A 17,347-nucleotide genomic window follows, 5' to 3' on the forward strand; every position below is an offset into this window, starting at 1 on the left:
ACCTCTTAATTTAATAAGTCTTGAAGCACAACTGCTTGATTGTGCTGTTCATCTTTTGCTGCAAATAATAAGATGACGTCATTCTCAGTATTAGAAATGATAGATTTTAATTTTTCAAAGGCTTCTTTTTGTGATTCATTGTCACGTAATTCTTTGGCATATTTTTCTTTAAAAGCAGCATATAATTTGGGATCGTGATTGAACCATTTTCTTAATTCGGTAGTTGGCGCTAGCTCTTTTAACCAAAAATCTAAATTTGCGTCTTCTTTTGATATGCCTCTAGGCCAAACACGATCTACAAGTATACGCGTACCTTCGCTCTGATTATTTTCATAAATGCGTTGTATTTCAATTGTCATGCTACTGCCTCCCTGAAAATCATTTAGTATCAATCATATTATTACCGTTAAATGAAATTTGAAAACATAGTTATATTATAGAAGGAACAGGAATGGGTATATAAATAAAAGGGAAATAGGAGTGATGTTAATGTCTAAATTTGATCATATTCAACCACCTGACCATTTTCGATATAAAGAGGGTGAAGTGTTAATAAAAAATTATTATGAATTTACATGTGATAATAGAATTTATTTTACTCAAACTGTGCATAAAGATTTAGAAAACCAAACATATAAGTTCAATATAGAAATATTATCTAGCATTGATGCATATGGTCTAGCTATGGATTTTAATGAAGTAGATAAACTGTATGAAAGAGAAATAGCGCCTTATATTGATGGTCAACTTGTGAATGAAACATTGCCAGAGATGAATACAACAGCAGAAAATATTGCGATTTGGATTTGGCATCAATTTAATAAACACTTACCTGAAAATAATTCATTACAAAAGCTAGAATTTTTTGAAACGGATACACAGGGGGTAGTGTTAACAACAGAATTAATGGATAAATAAAAATGACGATATAAAAAGTGTGAGTAGAACAGAAATCAAAATTTCTAATAGAGATTTCTTAGTTCTACCTATGCAATTAAGGCAAGGATGATTAAGTTAAAGCTCATGGATAAGTCTTACTAGCATTTTTATGTGGCATATCTAAGTTTTGGCTTATGTATCAGTACGACACGTTTCCATAAAAATGAAAAAATTAGTTTCTTTAAATACGAGAGGATTTACATTTTCAATTCAACTATCTGCTAATGCTAAATGTAAGCGAGTTTAGGACCACTATTTATGTCCTAGACTCGCTAGTTTGATATATATCGTTTTAGAAAACACTTAAAATTAGCTTGATATAAGATGCGATTTTTAGAAAGTCGAGTTCCTCCAATGTTTTGTGTTTGCTACTAAATGAAATCACCCCTGTGATGAATTTAGTAAAAGTGAAAATAATACAAAATAAATATTCTGAAAATTAAGAAAATATGATATGGTAGTATTCTATTTCAACTTAGGGGGGAACTTCTATGATTAAAGTAAGTCCAAAACAATTTCTATATAATGTTCTGTCAGGTGTAGCAATTGCTATTGTTGCAGGTTTAATTCCTAATGCGATCTTGGGAGAATTATTTAAACTTTTTGCACCAAAATCTTCAGTATTTACAACTTTATTGCAAGTTGTGGAAAGTATTCAATTTACAGTTCCTTTATTAGTAGGTGCTTTAATTGCCATGCGTTTCAAACTAAGCCCATTAGCAACTGCAGTCGTAGCTAGCTCTGCATTTGTAGGAAGCGGCGCAGCACAATTCAAAGATGGCGTGTGGTTATTAGTTGGAGTTGGAGATTTAATTAATACAATGCTTACTGCAGCGATTGCAGTATTTTTAATATTATTAGTAGGAGAAAAATTTGGCAGTCTGACATTAATTATTTTACCTACCATTGTGGGGGTCATCGCAAGTGTAATTGGTGTATTTACCTTACCATATATCCAAATGATTACAACAGGTATTGGGAACTTAGTAAATTCTTTTACTGAGTTGCAGCCAGTCCTTATGTCAATGCTCATTGCATTAGTGTTTAGCTTTATTATTATTTCACCAATTTCCACAGTTGCGACTGCTTTAGCTATTGGTATCAATGGCTTAGCTGCAGGTTCAGCTTCACTAGGTATTGTTGCGTGTGAAGGTGCATTAGTAGCAGGCACACTTAAAATAAATAGAGCGGGTGTACCACTTACGATATTCTTAGGTGGCGTCAAAATGATGATTCCGAATATGGTCAGACATCCTATTATATTGTTACCTATTTTTACCAATGCGCTTATTACAGGTTTAGTTGGTGGGTTAATTGGTATTGGAGGTACAAAGGAATCAGCTGGTTTTGGTATTATCGGACTAGTTGGACCGATCAGTGCTTTTAGATTTATGGAACATTCAATAATATTGAATTTAGTTTTTGTGTTTATTGCATTTTTTGTCATACCATTTGTTATGGGGTATTTAATTAATACCTTATATATGAAGATATTGAAAATATATGATAGAGAAATCTTCAAGTTCTTAGCGTAAGGTTACACAATTTGCTTAAAATGTGTGTCATATTTTGTAATAAAGCATAAGGTTGTCGTTACATAAAAAAATATAAAATGATTAAAAAAGGCCACCCATCAGTGGTCTTTTTTTAATTTAAACAAAAAAATTTGCAAGTTTTACTCCAAAATATAATTTTTTTGTCTTTTTGTTATTTTACAGTTATGTAACAAAAGTGTGATTTGTAATATTTCAGAATATATGATTTTCTTAAATGTAAATTTATTTAATCGCTTTATATCATATACTCATATAATATCCTTTTATCTATCAATAGTTATTTAGCATTACAAAATAAAACAAATATGTCGTAATGTTACAAAGTGGAATTTGATTTGTAACGTTTTGTTAAGGAAGTGTAATATAACTGAACGAAATTTATGGTATATTATTTGTGGCGAAAAGATAAGACATTAAATTTAAAAGATTTCAGCACATACGATAAATAATTTAACGAAAATATAATTTAACTTAAAAAGAAATTAATTGGAGGATTTTTTTATTATGAAGAAAACAATTTTAGCATCATCATTAGCAGTAGCATTAGGTGTAACAGGATATGCAGCAACAGCTGATCACAATCAAGCGCATGCATCAGAAGAAAATATCGACCAAGCGCATTTAGCTGACTTAGCTCAAAACAACCCAGAGCAATTAAATGAAAAACCATTACACGCTGGTGCGTATAACTATGATTTCGTATTAGGTGGAAACGAATATACTTTCACTTCTGATGGCCAAACTTGGTCATGGAATTATACAACTGCAGGTGCTCAAAGTGCATCTTCTAACACTATCCAAGATGTAACTGCTCAAGCAACTACACACACTAACGAAACTTCAGCTAACGAAGTTCGTACACAACAACAATCAAGTAACACTGAAGTAGCAGCTGTTGAAGCGCCTAAAGCTTCATCTAACACAAACGTTCAAACTGCACAAACAAGTGCTGCAGTAAAAACTTATAAAGCTGCTCAAACTTCAGCTGCTTCAACTGGTGGATCAGTTAAAGCTCAATTCTTAGCTGCTGGTGGTTCAGAAGCTATGTGGAATTCAATCGTTTTACCTGAATCAAGTGGTAATCCAAACGCTGTTAACCCAGCTGGATACAGAGGTTTAGGTCAAACTAAAGAATCATGGGGTACTGGTTCAGTAGCTGATCAAACTAAAGGTATGTTAAACTACGCTGAACAACGTTATGGTTCAGTAGACGCAGCGATATCTTACCGTGATTCACACGGTTGGTGGTAGGATTTATAGCACTGAACACGCGGTTTGGTGGTATAAATATAAGAGCCTGAGACATAAATTAATGTCTTAGGTTCTTTTTCAATTAGGCAGTAGATGACTGGATTGAAAATACACTTATATCAAGCTTTTTTCAATCCTAGTCATCCTTGCCGAGGTAGGACTACGAAATCTCTATTAGAAAATTTGATTTCTGTCCTACTCCCTTTTTTTGCATTGACATGTTTGAATATTCTGATAAAATTAATAGTAATTTAAAAGCAAAACTTATCCAGAGAAGTTGAGGGAATTGGCCCTGTGAAGCTTCAGCAACAGACTTTGTAAAGAAGTACTGTGCTTCGTCCAACAAGTAACACTACTTGAAAGATAGGTGACATGTAAACTATATGCCACTTTCGTAGGTATATAGTTTTTTTATTAGGAGGACTTTGATGGTGATTTCGGATAGATTAGCACAAGTACCAGATAGTTATTTTGCAAAAACGATGGGGCAGCCTGTTGAACATGGGCCGTTACCTTTAATTAATATGGCGGTAGGTATACCAGATGGAGAAACACCAACAGGGATTATTGATTGTTTTACAGATGCATTGCGAGAGCCTAATAATCAAAAGTATGTAGCATTTCATGGTAAAGAGACTTTTAAACAAGCGATTGTAGATTTTTATCAAAGGCAATATGATGTCGTGTTAGATAAAGACGATGAAGTCTGTATTTTGTACGGAACTAAAAATGGTTTGGTAGCTTTACCATCTTGTATTGTTAATCCTGGTGAAAATGTACTACTACCAGATCCAGGTTATACAGATTATAAGGCGGGTGTCTTATTAGCTGATGCACATCCACAACCGCTCGTATTAGAACCACCATATTACTTGCCTCAATGGGATAAAGTGGATAGGGATATATTGAAAAATACGCGATTAGTCTATTTAACGTATCCAAATAATCCTACTGGATCAGTAGCTACACAAGCTGTATTTGATGAGGCTGTAGCGCAATTTAAAGGTACAAAGACTAAAATAGTTCATGATTTTGCGTACAGTGCATTTGGGTTTGATCATAAAAATCCGAGTATTTTACAAACAGAAGGTGCAAAAGATTTAGCGATTGAAGTATTTTCATTATCTAAAGGATATAATATGTCCGGTTTTAGAGTTGGATTTGCAGTAGGCAATAAAGATATGATTCAAGCGTTGAAAAAATATCACACACACACGCATGCGGGTATGTTTGGTGCGTTACAAGATGCAGCGACCTATGCATTGAATCACTATGATGATTTCTTGGACGAACAAAGTAATATTTTCAAACAACGTAGGGATACTTTTGAAGCGAAGTTAAAGGAAGAAAATATTCCATTTGAACCGATGAAAGGTGGTATATTCTTGTGGCTAAAAACGCCGCCAAATTTTGATGGGGAATCATTTGTTGACTATTTATTACAAGAGCAATCCATACTTGTTGCACCGGGTATTCCGTTTGGTGAACATGGTAAAAACTATGTGCGTATATCATTAGCGCTTGATGATGAGCAATTGAAAGTAGCTGCCGAGAGAATCCAATCTCTGAGACATCTGTATGAATAACATTAATTTTAAAGGGGATGCTAACATGACGCGTATAAAACTTTTTGGCGTTAGAAATGAGGATAAAGCTTTCATTGAAGCTTGGTCTAATAAGCATAAAGTAGAAGTCGATTTAGATGAAGATTTATTAACATGTGAAACTGTCTCACGTGTAAAAGGATTTGATGGTGTGTCTATTTCGCAACAAATACCATTGGACGAAACCATTTATAAGCAATTACATGATTTTGGGATTAAACAAATTGCTCAACGTAGTGCTGGCTTTGATATTTATGATTTTGAATTGGCGGAAAAATATAATTTGATTATTAGTAATGTACCTTCTTATTCACCACATTCAATTGCGGAATATACTGTGTCACAAGCACTCAATCTAGTTCGTAATTATAATGACATTCAACAAAAAACTGCTGAATATGATTTTAGGTGGCAACCGGATATATTATCACGTTCTATTAGAGACTTGAAAGTTGCTGTCATTGGAACAGGTCGCATTGGTTCAATTGTTGCTAAGATATTTGCGCAAGGATTTGACGCTGAAGTAACGGCTTATGACATTGCACCTAATGATGATTATAGAAGCTTTTTAACTTATGCAAGTACCATCAATGAAGCAATCCAAAATGCAGATATCGTAACAGTACATATTCCAGCTAGTAAGGAAAATGATTATTTGTTTGATGAAACTTTATTCAATGAATTTAAACCAGGTTCTGTATTTATTAATTGTGCTCGAGGTACAATTGTGAAAACAAGTGCATTAATCGATGCTTTAGATCGAGGTTTGATAAAAGGTGCAGCATTAGATACGTATGAAGGTGAAAAAGGCTTGTTCCCTAGTGATCAACGTCATACAGCATTTAATGATGATATGTTAAAGCAATTGATTGAACGACCAGATGTCATTGTTTCACCACACATTGCATTTTATACAGATGCCGCTGTCGAAAATTTAATTGTTGATGCATTAGATGCAACGAGGGAAGTCATAAAAACAGGTGACACGCGTTTAAGAGTAAATTAAATATATAAAAGAAGGGGCGCTTAAATGACTAAGCGTCCCTTCTTTTATATTTATTTAACATCGTAACCTTGGTCTTCTATTGCGTCTTTCATTTGAGGCATTGTAACTTTGTCATCGTCAAAATCTACTTTAACATTACCGGCTTCTAGACTAACGTCAGCTGTTGATACACCATCAAGCTCAGTTAATGCAGTTTCTACAGCATGTTTGCAATGGTCACAGCTCATGCCTTCTACTTGAATTGTTTCTGTAGCCATATAAATCACCTCCTCATAAAGTCGTATGATTGTATTATATATCATTTATAATTTCATACGTTTTAATCTTAACGCATTTGTTACTACACTAACAGAACTTAGAGCCATGGCTGCACCAGCAATCCATGGTGCGAGCAAACCAAGTGCGGCGATAGGTATACCTGCAACATTATAACCAAATGCCCAGAATAAGTTTTGGCGAATATTGCGTATGGTTGCTTTACTTGCCTTAATGGCTTTAGGTATTAATAATAAGTCACCGCCTAGAATTGTAACATCTGCGGCTTCAATAGCGACTTCTGTGCCAGTACCAATAGCAATACCAATATCGGCTTGTACGAGTGCTGGTGCATCGTTAACGCCGTCACCCACCATCGCAATGGTTTTATCTTGGGTTTGGAGTGATTTGATTTTTGCTGCTTTTTCTTCTGGTAATACTTGGGCAATGATTGTATCGATACCAACTTCATTGGCAATAGCTTGTGCTGTACGTTCATTGTCACCGGTTAACATGACGACTTTAATATTGAGATCATGTAATTGTTTAATTGCAGCAGCAGTTGAGTCTTTGACTGTATCTGCAACGGCAACCATCCCTCTATATTCTTGATTGATTGCAATTAACATTGCTGTTTTACCAGATTTTTCAAATTGAGTCATGATGTCTTCTGAATCTTTTATATCGACATTTTCGTCGTTCATAAATTGACGGTTACCAACAATTAAATTTTTGCCAGATATATTTGCTTTAATACCGCGCCCAGGTACCGCTTCGAAGTCAGTTGTATCTAATAATTTAATATTCATCGTTTGGGCATAATTTACAATGGCATCTGCTAAAGGATGTTCTGAACCTTTTTCTGCGCTAGCTAATAATTGCAAAGCTTCTTCATCACTATCAAAGTCAGTGACTACTGGTTTCCCATTGGTTATCGTACCTGTTTTATCAAGTACGACGGTATCGATTTGATGGGTACGTTCAATGTGTTCGCCACCTTTAAATAAAATACCGTTTTCTGCAGCTTTTCCAGTTCCTACCATGATTGATGTAGGTGTTGCTAAACCAAGTGCACAAGGACACGCAATGACGAGTACTGCAATTGCGGCAACTAATGCGGGTTCAAATTGACCTTGTTGAACGAATGCAATCCATATAATAAAAGTGAGTACTGCGATACCAACGACGATAGGTACAAAGTAACCTGAAATAACATCGGCTAGACGTTGTATCGGTGCTTTCGAACCTTGTGCTTCTTCAACAACTTTAATAATAGACGCGAGGGCAGTATCTTTTCCTACCTTCGTAGCTTTAACAGTGATAGAACCATTTTTATTCATAGTTGAACCGATAACGTTATCATCTTGCACTTTTTCAACTGGCATGGATTCACCAGTTAGCATCGATTCATCAATAGACGTTTTTCCTTTAATGATTTTACCGTCTACAGGTATTTTTTCACCAGGTTTAATAATTAAATAATCGCCTTCAACCACATCGTTTAGCGGTATCATCTGTTCTTTATTGTCCCGCAAAACGCGCGCTTCTTTGGCTTGAAGATTCAATAATTCACTTAATGCATTTGTCGTTTGTGTTTTTGCACGAGTTTCTAAATATTTACCAAATAAAATAAGTGTAATTAATACGGCACTTGTTTCGAAATATAAATGAGGCATCACATTAGCATTAAATAGCCATTTGACCATTTCGTATAAACTGTAGAAATAGGCGGCACTTGTACCTAATGCAACGAGTACGTCCATATTTGCTGAGCCATTTCTTAAGTTTTTGTAAGCTCCAACATAAAATTGCCATCCGATAATAAATTGAACCGGTGTTGCCAATATAAATTGGAACCAAGGATTCATAAAAATAGATGGAATTTGTATACCGAAAAGATGTACAAGCATTGTTAGCAAGAGTGGCGCGGCCAACACTGCAGAAATGATTAATTTAACTAATTTGCTTCTTAATTCTAATTCTTTTTGTGAACTTTTTTCGGCCACCTCTTTTTTGGGTTGTGCATCGTAACCTATTTTTTGTATTTTTTTAATTAATGCATCAACAGACGTTGCACTAGGATTATAGGAAATCGTAGCATTTTCAGTTGTTAAATTGACTGTTGCTTGATCTACACCATCTGTACGATTCAATACTTTTTCAATTCGGTTAGAACATGCTGCACACGTCATGCCAATAACATCTAACTCAGCTGTTTCATTTAACACACCATAACCTGTTTTTTCTATGGTTTTTGTTAAATCATCTGCGGATGTTGATTCTGGGTTGTAAGATATTGTAGCTTTTTCAGTTGTAACATTCACATTTGCTTCTACATCATCTAATTTATTTAAGTTTTTCTCAATGCGATTGGCACAGGCAGCACATGTCATTCCAGTAATGCCAATGGTCGTCTTTTTCTGTTCAGTCATATGCTGTGACCTCCTTATAGTTAAAATAAAATGGCTGGATACATACGATTAAGTCATTTGTTTTATATTTATAATATACCCCTAGTAGGTATACAAGTCAAACACAATGTTTAAAAAAAGACTGAAGCATCGTATGCCAATTAAGGTATATCATGCTTCAGTCTTGGAAAATATTTATAAAAGATGTTGTTGATTCACTTTACTTAATTCATTTACGATTTTACGGCTATCTTTATTTAGATACTGAACGTAAATTGTATTGTTTTTTTTATGATAATTATCTATTAAAGTATCTATGGCATTTACTGCAGAATCATCCCATAAATGTGCATCTTTAAAATTTAAGTAAATTGTTTTATGTCTTAATTCTAAATCAACTTGGTTCATTAATGAATCAATAGATACGAAGAAAATTTGTCCAGTAATATAATAATGAATGGTGTCGTCCTCTTCTTCGTAGGTAACAACCACGTTTGAAATCTTTGTTGCAAAACAAAGTGCACTCACAACGACACCGACGATAACACCTAGAGCTAGGTTATTAGAGATTAGCACAATCGCAACTGTTAAAATCATGACAAATGCATCAGTGCGAGGTGCTTTTTTAATAAATTTAAAAGATCTCCAATCAAATGTACCAATTGAAACCATAACCATAATTGCAGCGAGAATAGGCATTGGAATTTGAACAACCCAGTCGCCAAAGATGATAATCAAAATGATTAAAAATATACCGGCAGTAAAAGTAGATAATCTTGTCGTTGCACCTGATCGAACATTAATGACAGATTGACCAATCATCGCACAACCACCCATTGCGCCAAAGAAACCAGTTACTACATTAGCAATACCTTGGCCACGTGATTCTTGATTTTTACTACTATATGTATCTGTTGCTTGATCCACAATTCTAGCAGTCAATAAACTTTCTACCAGACCGACAATCGCCATAGATAATGAGTATGGAAAAATGATTTGTAATGTCTGTAAGTTGAATGGTACATCCGGAATAAAGAATTGTGGCAATGAACGATTAATTGCACCTAAATCACCCACAGTCTCAACTTTTGCACCGGTAATTAAATACGTTATGGTTAGTAGTATAATTGCAACAAGTGGTGCGGGTACTTTATTAAATACGCGTGGTAGCAAGTAAATAATAAGTAGGGTAGAGATAACAAATAAATAAGTTGGGATAGAAATACCAAAGATATGTTTGATTTGGGTCATGAAAATCATAATAGCTAGTGCATTAACGAATCCAATCATGACAGAATTTGGAATGAATTTCATTAATCTTCCTATTTTTAAAATACCGAAAATGATTTGTATGATACCCATTAGTATTGTCGCAGCAAGCAAATATTGGACGCCATGATCTTTGACTAAAGGAACAATTACTAATGCGACAGAACCGGTAGCAGCAGATATCATAGCTGGTCTGCCCCCTACAAAGGAAATGACCACTGCTATAATAAATGAAGAATATAAACCGACCATGGGATCCACACCAGCAATAATTGAGAACGAAATGGCCTCTGGAATGAGCGCTAATGCAACAACAATACCAGCTAAAACATTGGTGCCTGGTGCAGTTAGCCATTCACTTTTTAATTTATTTAACATCTCTTGTACTCCTTATTTAAAATTGAACTTAGCTATTATATCATAAGATATAACTGAGCATTTTAAGATTTGAATAAAATACTTTTTATATATGTGACAGGTTTGTCATTTAAATGGAAATATTTGTTAGTTGAAACAAACGAAAAAAGAATTGAGATTCGTTAAGCTATGACTATACAGTAATTAAGGAGTGAGCGGCTTGTCTATATTGAAAGTAGAAGGACTAACGAAAAGTTACGGAAACAGACATCGTCAACAAGAAGTATTAAAAGGGATTGAATTCTCAATAGAAAAAGGTGAATTTGTTTCTATTATGGGACCGTCTGGATCAGGAAAGACAACTTTGTTAAATGTATTGAGTTCTATTGATTATATTACCAGTGGAACAGTTGAAATCAATGGTCACAAATTGAATGAAATGAGTAATAAAGCATTGGCAGACTTTAGAAAAAAAGAAGTCGGTTTTATTTTCCAAAATTATAGTGTCTTAAATACACTGACAGTTAAAGAAAATATTATGTTGCCTCTATCAATTCAAAAAATGTCAAAAGAAGAAAAAGAAAAAAATTATAAAGAAGTGACAGAAGCATTAGGTATTCAAGAACTTGGAGATAAATATCCTAATGAAATTTCTGGTGGTCAACAACAACGTACTGCTGCAGCGCGTGCATCAGTCCATAAACCAGCAATTATCTTCGCGGATGAACCTACAGGGGCGTTAGACTCTAAAAGTGCGCAAGACTTATTGCATAGACTTGAAGATCTTAATAAAAACATGAATGCGACAATCGTTATGGTGACACATGACCCTGTTGCAGCGAGTTACTCAAATAGAGTAATCATGCTGAAAGATGGCAATATTCATTCAGAGGTCTACCAAGGTGAAGATACGAATCAAGCATTTTATAAAAATATCATTCATATGCAAACAGCCTTAGGTGGTGTGGCACATGAGCTTTAATCAAATTGTTCTTAAAAATTTAAGACAAAATTTACGTCACTATGCGATGTATATATTTTCGCTCATTGTGAGTATTGTATTATATTTTAGCTTTGTTACATTAAAATATACAGATAGTATCAATAACGCGAATTCTATAGGCATCATTAAAAAAGGCTCTGTCGTTGGTTCATATTTTTTATTCGTTATTATTATCGTCTTTTTAATGTACGCAAATCAGTTATTTGTTAAAAGACGTACACGTGAATTTGCATTATACCAACTCATTGGGCTTACGAGATCTAATATTTTACGCATGATTTTGATTGAACAAATCGCTATGTTCTTAGTGACAAGTGTAATCGGTATTATCGTAGGTGTTTTTGGATCGAAAATTCTACTGATGATTGTACTTAAAATATTGGATATTAGTACAAGCGTATCATTAACATTCCAATTTCCAGCAGTTACACAAACTGTATTACTCGTTATTGTAGCAATGTGCTTAATTATGATACAAAGTTTTATCTTTTTACGAAAACGCAGTATTTTATCAATGATGAACGATAGTTCAAAATCAGAAGCAACTAAAAATAATATTTCAATTGCTGAAGTCATATCTGGTATTTTGGGTATCGCTATGATTATCTTTGGTTACTATATGTCTACAGAAATGTTTGGTAAATTTGCAAGTGGTATGATGTTCACACCATTTATCATTCTGTTCTTAACAGTTGTAGGCGCATATCTATTCTTCAGAAGTTCAGTATCAGTTATTTTTAAAACAATCAAAAATGCTAAACATGGTAAAGTGTCCATTACAGATGTTGTATTTACTTCTTCAATTATGCATAGAATGAAAAAGAATGCGTTATCTTTAACAATTATTGCCACAATATCTGCAGTGACAGTGACAGTATTATGCTTTGGTGCAATTAGCAAAGCAACGATTGATGACAATGTGAAGTTGAGTTCTCCACAAGATTTTAATTTCACAGAACAAAAACAAGCAGAAGCGTTCGAAAATAAATTAGATGAGGCGCATATTGGTTACGATGAACAATATAAAGAATTAGAGAGAGTGAAAGTGACGAAGGATAGCTTTTTCAAGGAAAGTGGAGGCACTGGCAATATGATGCCAACTGAAATGTTTATTACGAGTAATCAATATTTTAAAGATAAAGACATTACTGGAAACAAAGCTAAGATAACTAATTTAGCAGCTGCAGGTGGATTTGCACAACATAATGATCAAGGTATTATTAAACTGAAAAGTAAACCGGATCAATCAATTAAGGTTATAGACAGTAATGAAGATGTCCATTTCAGTAGTGAAGTGAGCTATGCTGGACCGGTACTTATTGTTAGTGAAGATAAATATAATCAATTGAAACAAAGTGCTGTAGAAACCAAACATCAATATGGATATAATTTGGAAAAACAAAGTGATTGGAAAGCGGCAAATAAAATTGCTAAATCCATTAATCCAGACATACAATCTCAAAAAACACAGCGACAAGATATGAATGATTCTGTAGGAATTCTACTATTTGTTACTGCATTTTTAGGATTAGCATTTTTAGTGGCGGCAGGATGTATCATTTATATCAAACAAATGGATGAAACCGAAGATGAAATTCCTAACTTCCGTATTCTACGTAAGATTGGTTATACACATCAAGATATGCTGAAAGGGCTTGGACTTAAAGTGATATTCAACTTTGGTCTACCACTCATTGTTTCATTATTACATGCTTACTTTGCAGCAAAAGCCTTTATGTTTCTTATGGGTGGTTCAACGATGACTCCTATTTATATCGTCATGATTGCCTATTCAATTGTTTATGGTATTTTTGCAGTAATGGCTTTTGTACATTCAAGCCGTATCGTCAGACATTCAATTTAAATATAATAGCATTGGTTTTTATTTAGAACACTGTAGCGTATATCGTTACAGTGTTTTTTGTATAACGCACATAGTCTGTCTAGAATTTATGTTGTGCCATTCATGTTTGTCATAAGAATAAAGTGGTATCTATAAATGGATAGAGATTATAACAGAGAGGTGTATAGTTAATGAATTTATTAGAATTTCATAAGCAAATAAAAGGATACACACAAGATAGACAGCCAGGTATACAGAAAGATATGAACCCACAACCAATAACGGAAATGGAAAGTTATAAAAGTGGTGGCAAGTTAAAAGGTAAAGTTGCATTAATAACGGGTGGTGACTCTGGTATAGGACGTGCTATCGCAGTGCTTTATGCAAAAGAGGGTGCTAATGTAGCGATTGGATACTATGATGAGCATGAAGATGCTGAAGCGGTCGTTGAACAAATATCATCTTTAGGTGTTACTGCAAAAGCGTACGCCCATGATTTAAAAAAAGTCGAAGATTCACAAAAATTAATTGAAAAGGTCGTTGCTGATTTCGGAGAATTGAATATTTTAGTAAACAACGGTGGTGTTCAATTTCCACAAGATCATTTTGAAGATATCGCACCTGAACAAATCAAAGAAACTTTTGAAACAAATATATTTGGAATGATGTTTTTATCTCAAGCAGCGGTACCACATTTAAAAGAAGGTGACGCAATCATTAACACGACGAGTGTTACAGCTTATAGAGGATCTGCACACCTAATTGATTATTCAGCTACTAAAGGGGCAATTGTTGCATTTACGCGTTCACTAGCGACAACTTTAATGAGCAAAGGCATACGAGTCAATGCTGTGGCACCAGGTCCTATTTATACACCACTGATACCAGCTACATTTTCTGAAGATAAAGTGGAAAATCAAGGTGGAGAAACACCAATGGAAAGAAGAGGACAGCCAGCAGAACTTGCGCCTTCTTATGTATTTTTAGCTTCCTATGCGGATAGTTCGTATATCACTGGCCAAGTGATTCATGTTAATGGTGGAGATTATATTACTTCATAAATATAGAAATGGAAAAAATAAGACAATGAGTCTGGGACAAACATAAATGTTTCAGACTCTTTTTCATTTTCTAGTCATCGTTCGCAGGATGGGACTAAAAAATCTATATTAGAAAATCTGATTTCTGACTCATTTTGATTGCTTAATGTTATTGGAAACTTATATTTAATTGATAAAACTGGGGAGAAGTACCTTTTATTAAAGTTAAATATTTTATTGGAAATATTATTTTTAATCATTTTAATGATGGGAAAGATTGTTTGCTGATATATTCTATATGTTCAACGTATGTACCTTTATGTTTTAGTTTTACATATTGTTCAGAAGGGTTATACCCATTAAATGACACTTTATAACTGCGTTTTTCTCCTTGTTTAGAATAAATGGATAAATCTTGATAGTATTGCGTGTTTAATTTAACGATGGCATAAGAGGTTTCTTTTTTTAATAATGGGTTAAATCTGTCAAATTTATCAAATGAGAAGAAGGCAACTGTCAATAGTACGAAAAGGATAACGATAATGAGTAAGGTTTTTTTTCATGATGATAGCTCCTTTATTTTAATGAAATGAGTACTTTCTAATAACGACAATACTACCTATACTTTAATTCCAAACGGCACCTTGAGTATAAACAGTAGCGGCTTTGAGTATAGGGCTAGTGCTTAAGGAAAATGAGACAAGCAACAATGAACTTACAATGAATTTCTTCATAAGAAAACCTCCTTTTTATAATTTAATTATATTATAAATAATTATTTATAATATTTCACTATAATGTATAGGGAAATTAAAATTCACGACAAAAAAGCAACGGCGCTTTTAAATAAGCGGTCCGTTGCTTCAGTCTGAAGGTTGTCTTAGAAAATCTATTTGTTGCAATTGCGTTATTCCGATACAGTAAATCCAATTTGTATATGCATAGCGTTACCTCAAGATAACGTATAGCATATGTTAAATACTTATGTGTCATGTCTTGATGAGGTTATAAACTTTAAAAGAAATCAGAAGGAATCAACTTTTCGAAATCCAAATTTTTTATACCGTCAAATTTACGTTTTCAATGCTTTGTAGTATTTCACCGTTTTTAACTTGGTTATAGTAATTTGTTGCCTCGGCAGTTACATCATGATCTTCAAAAGTCTTCACGACACCAAGTATAATGACCACGGCAATTGCTCCCTTAATTAAAAATTTCATAATTATTGACTCCTTTTATAAGTTTATATACCTAGTTTATACTGTTTCGCTCAATTTAACATGCGTCCTTAGTATAGATGTTGTGTCATACCTTAGCAGTATAGCACGTATCGATCGTTTATTGTGAAGCATCCAGCTATAAACCGAATGCGATAGGTAGCCAGAAATACGCAAAGAGTGAAATAACAATAATTGCAAAAATATTAAGTACAAAGCCAGCCTTGACCATATCTTTCATTTCTAACTCATCCGAACTAAATACGGCTGCATTCGGTGGCGTGGATATAGGCAACATAAATGCACAAGTAGAAGATAAGGCAACGATACCCATAATGATAAAGGGATCTTGGCTGATAGCTGCTGCAAATCCAATACTGATAGGCATTAACATATTTGAAACGGCAGTATTTGACATCACTTCTGTTAGGAATAGGATGGCCGTTGTTAATACAATCACAATGAGTATGAATGGCAGTGGCTTCACAATACCTAACATACCACCAAACCATTTTGTTAACCCTGAATCTTCAAATGCTGCAGCTAAAGACAAACCGCCACCAAATAGTAGTAATATTCCCCAGGGTAACTTATTCATATCGTCCCATACCAGTAATCCGCCTTTAGCATTTTTGGCTGGAATAAGGAATAACAACACAGCGCCAAACATTGCTATAATCGTATCTGTGATGTGCAATGTTTCAGGTAAAAGCCCTCCGAAAATCCATAATAAACTAACGAGTAAAAAGACAATGCCTGTTAATTTTTCTTCTTTAGACATCGGACCTAAATCATGCAAAGCTTTCTTGGCAAAATCTGAGGATATTTGGTCAGCATCTTCAATTTTAAATAGCCATTTTGTTAAGAGGAAGTAGAGAATTGCTAATAAAATAACTGTTAATGGCACTGCGAAAATCATCCATTGCGCGAATGATACTTTCCGATCAAGACTTGATGATGCAACGGCAGCAAAGACTGCATTGGGTACTGAACCAATGAGTGTAGCTAGTCCACCAATAGAAGCGGAATAAGCAACGGTAAGTAAGAGCGCTTTACTAAACTTACTTGCAGATGCTGGTTTGAGAAATTGTGCATCCTTAATTTCTTGAATAAGTGCTAAGGCAATCGGTAACATCATCAGTGCTGTCGCAGCATTTGATATCCACATAGATATAAAGGCAGTGGCGATCATTGTTCCTAATATAATGCGGTTACTGCTTGTGCCCATCATGGAAATGATTGTCATCGCAATCCGCTTATGTAAATTCCATTTTTCAATCGCTAGCGCAATAATAAATCCACCCATGTACATAAAAACAATGGGATCCGCATACGCACTTGCTGCAATCACTTCATCCGTACCACCTGTAAGTGGTAGGAGAATAAGTGGAATTAATGAAGTCGCAGGAATTGGAATCGCTTCTGTAATCCACCATGTTGCTACGAATAATGTGACTGCTAACACAGCTCTAGGTGCGTCTGCTAAACCTGTAATGGCAGGTATAAAATAAAAGATAATAAAAAGTAATGGTCCTAAAATCAATCCGATTTTTTGTTTCATAAATGTAAATCCCCCTTGTTTATAACCCCTGTACC

The 17,347-nt window shown here is 34.3% G+C and carries 14 protein-coding genes, 1 pseudogene and 1 riboswitch; of the genes and pseudogenes, 8 read left to right on the top strand and 7 right to left on the bottom strand.

The genetic code is table 11. The features are described 5' to 3' along the window. Nucleotides 1-5: 5 nt before the first annotated feature. Nucleotides 6-359, bottom strand: coding sequence for a DUF488 domain-containing protein (locus tag ACM6UH_RS02435; protein ID WP_011302274.1), 354 nt, complete (start codon nt 357-359; stop codon nt 6-8). 130 nt (nt 360-489) lie between these two features. Here ACM6UH_RS02435 and ACM6UH_RS02440 point away from each other — a divergent pair, with 130 nt between their 5' ends. The 5 genes from ACM6UH_RS02440 to ACM6UH_RS02460 all read left to right on the top strand — a co-directional run bounded on the left by ACM6UH_RS02440 (nt 490) and on the right by ACM6UH_RS02460 (nt 6,356). Continuing rightward, the gene (locus ACM6UH_RS02440; RefSeq protein WP_048787350.1) at nt 490-918 is read left to right on the top strand and encodes a 6-pyruvoyl trahydropterin synthase family protein; all 429 of its coding nucleotides are present in this window, start codon (nt 490-492) and stop codon (nt 916-918) included. Between the two features lie 512 nt (nt 919-1,430). Then, entirely contained in the window at nt 1,431-2,474 is a 1,044-nt protein-coding gene (locus ACM6UH_RS02445; protein ID WP_061050472.1) for a PTS transporter subunit IIC, read from the top strand. Between the two features lie 525 nt (nt 2,475-2,999). After that, complete coding sequence (locus ACM6UH_RS02450; RefSeq protein WP_048787352.1) at nt 3,000-3,746, top strand: hypothetical protein; 747 nt, start codon at nt 3,000-3,002, stop codon at nt 3,744-3,746. 261 nt (nt 3,747-4,007) lie between these two features. Next, nucleotides 4,008-4,116, top strand: a riboswitch (SAM riboswitch). Between the two features lie 58 nt (nt 4,117-4,174). Beyond that, nucleotides 4,175-5,332 carry an aminotransferase class I/II-fold pyridoxal phosphate-dependent enzyme gene (locus ACM6UH_RS02455; RefSeq protein ID WP_011302278.1) on the top strand — a complete coding sequence of 386 codons (1,158 nt, stop codon included), beginning with the start codon at nt 4,175-4,177 and terminating at the stop codon, nt 5,330-5,332. 25 nt (nt 5,333-5,357) lie between these two features. Next, a complete protein-coding gene (locus ACM6UH_RS02460; RefSeq protein WP_061050473.1) occupies nt 5,358-6,356 on the top strand; it encodes a D-lactate dehydrogenase in 999 nt (332 codons plus the stop codon). A gap of 50 nt (nt 6,357-6,406) precedes the next feature. Here the strand turns inward: ACM6UH_RS02460 and copZ are convergent, their stop codons facing one another. From copZ to ACM6UH_RS02475, 3 genes are all read right to left on the bottom strand, one after another. Continuing rightward, nucleotides 6,407-6,613 (bottom strand): copper chaperone CopZ, encoded by a 207-nt coding sequence (gene copZ, locus ACM6UH_RS02465; protein ID WP_011302280.1) that lies wholly within the window; start codon nt 6,611-6,613, stop codon nt 6,407-6,409. A 45-nt stretch (nt 6,614-6,658) separates the two neighbouring features. Beyond that, nucleotides 6,659-9,043, bottom strand: coding sequence for a heavy metal translocating P-type ATPase (locus ACM6UH_RS02470; protein ID WP_061050474.1), 2,385 nt, complete (start codon nt 9,041-9,043; stop codon nt 6,659-6,661). Between the two features lie 174 nt (nt 9,044-9,217). Next, nucleotides 9,218-10,669, bottom strand: coding sequence for a SulP family inorganic anion transporter (locus tag ACM6UH_RS02475; protein ID WP_048787390.1), 1,452 nt, complete (start codon nt 10,667-10,669; stop codon nt 9,218-9,220). Between the two features lie 199 nt (nt 10,670-10,868). Here ACM6UH_RS02475 and ACM6UH_RS02480 point away from each other — a divergent pair, with 199 nt between their 5' ends. From ACM6UH_RS02480 to ACM6UH_RS02490, 3 genes are all read left to right on the top strand, one after another. Next, complete coding sequence (locus ACM6UH_RS02480) at nt 10,869-11,630, top strand: ABC transporter ATP-binding protein (protein ID WP_011302283.1); 762 nt, start codon at nt 10,869-10,871, stop codon at nt 11,628-11,630. Continuing rightward, nucleotides 11,620-13,515 carry an FtsX-like permease family protein gene (locus ACM6UH_RS02485; RefSeq protein ID WP_011302284.1) on the top strand — a complete coding sequence of 632 codons (1,896 nt, stop codon included), beginning with the start codon at nt 11,620-11,622 and terminating at the stop codon, nt 13,513-13,515. Before ACM6UH_RS02480 ends, ACM6UH_RS02485 begins: the two co-directional genes overlap by 11 nt. 170 nt (nt 13,516-13,685) lie before the next feature. Then, nucleotides 13,686-14,555 (top strand): SDR family oxidoreductase, encoded by an 870-nt coding sequence (locus ACM6UH_RS02490; protein ID WP_011302285.1) that lies wholly within the window; start codon nt 13,686-13,688, stop codon nt 14,553-14,555. A 235-nt stretch (nt 14,556-14,790) separates the two neighbouring features. On the opposite strand, the gene ACM6UH_RS02495 is transcribed toward ACM6UH_RS02490, so the two are convergent. The 3 genes and pseudogenes from ACM6UH_RS02495 to ACM6UH_RS02505 all read right to left on the bottom strand — a co-directional run bounded on the left by ACM6UH_RS02495 (nt 14,791) and on the right by ACM6UH_RS02505 (nt 17,312). Further along, nucleotides 14,791-15,078 carry a YxeA family protein gene (locus ACM6UH_RS02495; protein ID WP_061050475.1) on the bottom strand — a complete coding sequence of 96 codons (288 nt, stop codon included), beginning with the start codon at nt 15,076-15,078 and terminating at the stop codon, nt 14,791-14,793. Between the two features lie 470 nt (nt 15,079-15,548). Further along, nucleotides 15,549-15,754, bottom strand: a pseudogene (locus tag ACM6UH_RS02500) (hypothetical protein). A gap of 136 nt (nt 15,755-15,890) precedes the next feature. Continuing rightward, the gene (locus ACM6UH_RS02505; protein WP_047504651.1) at nt 15,891-17,312 is read right to left on the bottom strand and encodes an SLC13 family permease; all 1,422 of its coding nucleotides are present in this window, start codon (nt 17,310-17,312) and stop codon (nt 15,891-15,893) included. Nucleotides 17,313-17,347 lie beyond the last annotated feature (35 nt).

The organism is Staphylococcus sp. LKG4-2 (assembly GCF_050955665.1).
Taxonomy (GTDB): Bacteria; Bacillota; Bacilli; order Staphylococcales; family Staphylococcaceae; genus Staphylococcus; species Staphylococcus saprophyticus.